Here is a 3,336-nt window from a genome sequence, read left to right on the forward strand (position 1 = left end):
GTACAGGCTTTACCATGCCATTAAAAACAGATGAATTAAGAACTCAAGCCTTGGGCCCAATGCCGACTCCGGCAGAGCTTGGAAATGCGCATCCGATCACAGACGACGTAGCAGAGCGCATCGCAAACTCACGCCGTCAAATTGAAAATATTCTGACTGGTCACGATGATCGCTTGTTAGTCATTGTCGGTCCGTGTTCAGTACACGACACTGAAGCAGCAATGGATTACGCTCAACGTTTGAGTGCGATCCAAGACCAATATAAAAATGAACTGTTTATCGTCATGCGTACCTATTTCGAGAAACCACGCACCGTTGTGGGCTGGAAAGGTTTGATTACGGATCCCAATCTGGATGGTTCATATGCACTGGAAACAGGGCTCAATAAAGCACGGAAATTATTATTAGATATCAACAAGCTAGGCCTTGCTACTGCGACTGAATTTTTAGACATGATTACCGGGCAATACATCGCAGATCTCATCACGTGGGGAGCTATTGGTGCGCGTACTACGGAATCTCAGATACACCGAGAAATGGCGTCTGCACTGTCGTGCCCTGTCGGTTTTAAAAATGGCACGAATGGCAACATCAAAATTGCTATTGATGCCATTCGAGCGGCCCAAGCATCGCATTATTTTTACTCACCGGATAAAAATGGCCGTATGACCGTTTATCGTACCAGTGGTAACCCCTTTGGCCATGTTATTTTACGCGGTGGTGATACAGGGACAAACTATGACGCTGACTCCGTATCTGCAGCCTGCGAGCAACTGATCGAATTCGGCTTAGCCCCGCGCCTCATCGTAGATTTTAGCCACGCGAATTGCCAAAAGCAGCATAGAAAACAGATAGATGTAACGGCCGACATCTGCACACAAATACGTACAGGTAAGGATTTCGTTGCTGGTATTATGGCTGAAAGCTTCATTATCGAAGGTAACCAGCCAATGCATGACTTAAAGAACCTCACCTATGGTCAATCGATTACCGATCCATGCTTAGGATGGGATGACACAGCAACTATGCTGGATATGCTGGCACAAGCGATCACTGACCGCCGTAACTTAAAGTAAATACTAAGCAATAGATAAGGAAACACCATGCCTTCTTTTGATATCGTTTCAGAAGTCGATACTGTTGAACTTCGTAATGCTGTCGATAATGCAAACCGAGAGCTTTCTACTCGTTTTGATTTTCGTAATGTAGAAGCTGGATTTGAACTCAAAGATGAAGTTGTAAAACTGTCTGCAGAAGATGATTTTCAATTGGGTCAAATGATGGATATTTTACGTGGCAACCTCGCGAAACGAGGTGTTGATGCCAAAGCGATGGAAGCGAAAGATTCTGTACATTCCGGCAAGCGCTGGTTTAAAGATGTCCAATTTAAACAAGGACTGGACCCGTTAACCTCCAAGAAAGTGGTAAAAGCCATTAAAGATGCCAAGCTCAAAGTCCAAGCATCCATTCAAGGTGAAAAAGTAAGAGTAACGGGTAAAAAGAGAGATGATTTACAATCAGTGATCGCTCTAATGCGTGAATCGGATATGGGCCAGCCATTCCAGTATGACAATTTTCGAGACTAACAGCACCACGAATAAAATATCAAAGCCACCTTCGAGGAGTATACAGTAAAAACCATGTCCATTCGCGTGTGAGTGAGTCGCAGCCCTTTACTGGCAAGGTTTAATCTGGATGTTATAAGCGTACATACTATGTATAATTGTGTGTACGCTTTTTTATCCCTGAAGGCTTAGCAAGGCGATGGCCTCACTGCGTGAAACCATCACCCTGCCAAAAGGGTGTTTAGGGGATGATGGTAAAGTAAAATAATAAAGCCACTCCTGACGCTCGCACAACTCACTACTCACTAGGCATTTATGATTTTTCTTGACCATCCGCTGAAACACGTTTCTGGACATTTGTGAGCTATCGGTTTTGCTAAATTAGTATTTTATGCATTATTTAAAGGGCTCTTCTCCGCTTTCATGAGTCAAATAGCTCCAATGAACCTGTCATAATTACATGATTTATAATGCTTATTTTTATTATAAGTTTGTAGTGTATTTTGTCGTCTTTGTCTTCCTCGTTGTTTTGCTTTAAAGGTCAGTGTGTAGAATCTTGTTCAATAGATAAAGTGTCCCAATCAGTTTTCGTTCGCTGTCGCCGAGACCGAAGATATAAGGTCAAAGATCCAATTACAGGCGCACCCTGCACCGTAGACCACTATGTAAAAATCTGCCTGTTAGCGGGCGACCATGCACGATAGAAGTTGAACTGGCTAAGACCAGAGACAAAGAAGGAAGACGGTTAATTGAAGACACTGACTATGTCTCTAAAGGAGGTCGCTATACCGCTCGCTTTTGCAAGTTTATCAGTGGATTGTGCCGCCACATGAGCATACATGCCGTGTCTCAGCATTTAGGTATTCGGTGGGAAACGGTCAAAAATATTGATAGAGAATACTTGCGTTCAAGCCTGCCAGCTTTAGAACCCGAGAAACTAAAGAACTTACTCCACATTGGCGTTGATGAAGTAGCTAGAGCGAAAAGACACGATTATATGACCGTCGTTTACGACCTTGTTTCTGGTCATTTAATTTGGGTAGAACATGGACGAAAAGCAGAAGTCCTTACCTCATTTTTCGAGCAACTATCAGAGGAAACAAAGGCTGGAATTAAAGCGGTATCAATGGATATGGGGCAAGCTTACCAATCAGCGGTAAGGAAAATGCTACCTCATGCAGACATCGTTTTTGACCGATTCCATGTGATGCAAAACTACTGCATTTTAATCAGAAAAGAGAGAGCGAAAGCTTTTAGGAACGGCTCACACGATGAGAAAAGAATGCTCAAAGGCACACTCTTCCTCCTACTAAAAAATGCTCAAAAACTGGATGATAAGCAGTCTGACAGACTCGACGATTTGCTCGAGAGTAACAAGACGTTATGCGTTATTTATATGCTAAAAGAGCAGCTACAAGCGATATGGGATGAGTCTTGTTACGAGACCATGACTGCCGCTCTTGAAGCTTGGTGCCGCCTAGCGAAGTCAACTCGGATAATGTCACTAAGCAACTTTGCAGACTCAATATTAGAAAGAAAAGTAGGTATCTGTAACTACGCAAAATACAAGCTGACCAACGTCGGGTTGAAGCTGGCAATGTATCAATAGGCTTGCTCAGACGAAGAGCCAGAGGAGTAAGAGATACCGATTATTTTAAGTTGAAGATCAGACAAACATCGGTTCCTGATACCCACTCAACTTTTTACCCAAATATCAAGCTCACCTAAGCGGAGAAGAACCCTTAAAGTATAGCAAAGTGCTCATTAGTAA

The 3,336-nt window shown here is 43.1% G+C and carries 2 protein-coding genes and 1 pseudogene; all 3 read left to right on the top strand.

Annotation, left to right across the window (positions count from 1 at the left end; all coding sequences use genetic code 11):
• The first annotated feature begins 14 nt into the window (after positions 1 to 14).
• The 3 genes and pseudogenes from B9J84_RS11595 to B9J84_RS11605 all read left to right on the top strand — a co-directional run bounded on the left by B9J84_RS11595 (position 15) and on the right by B9J84_RS11605 (position 3,293).
• Positions 15 to 1,076 (top strand): 3-deoxy-7-phosphoheptulonate synthase, encoded by a 1,062-nt coding sequence (locus tag B9J84_RS11595; protein ID WP_026028005.1) that lies wholly within the window; start codon positions 15 to 17, stop codon positions 1,074 to 1,076.
• A 27-nt stretch (positions 1,077 to 1,103) separates the two neighbouring features.
• Positions 1,104 to 1,586, top strand: coding sequence for a YajQ family cyclic di-GMP-binding protein (locus B9J84_RS11600; RefSeq protein WP_010319065.1), 483 nt, complete (start codon positions 1,104 to 1,106; stop codon positions 1,584 to 1,586).
• A gap of 551 nt (positions 1,587 to 2,137) precedes the next feature.
• Positions 2,138 to 3,293: pseudogene (locus B9J84_RS11605) on the top strand (ISL3 family transposase).
• Positions 3,294 to 3,336 lie beyond the last annotated feature (43 nt).

The sequence above is a fragment of the Vibrio sp. V03_P4A6T147 genome (genome assembly GCF_002241085.1).
Taxonomy (GTDB): Bacteria; Pseudomonadota; Gammaproteobacteria; order Enterobacterales; family Vibrionaceae; genus Vibrio; species Vibrio anguillarum.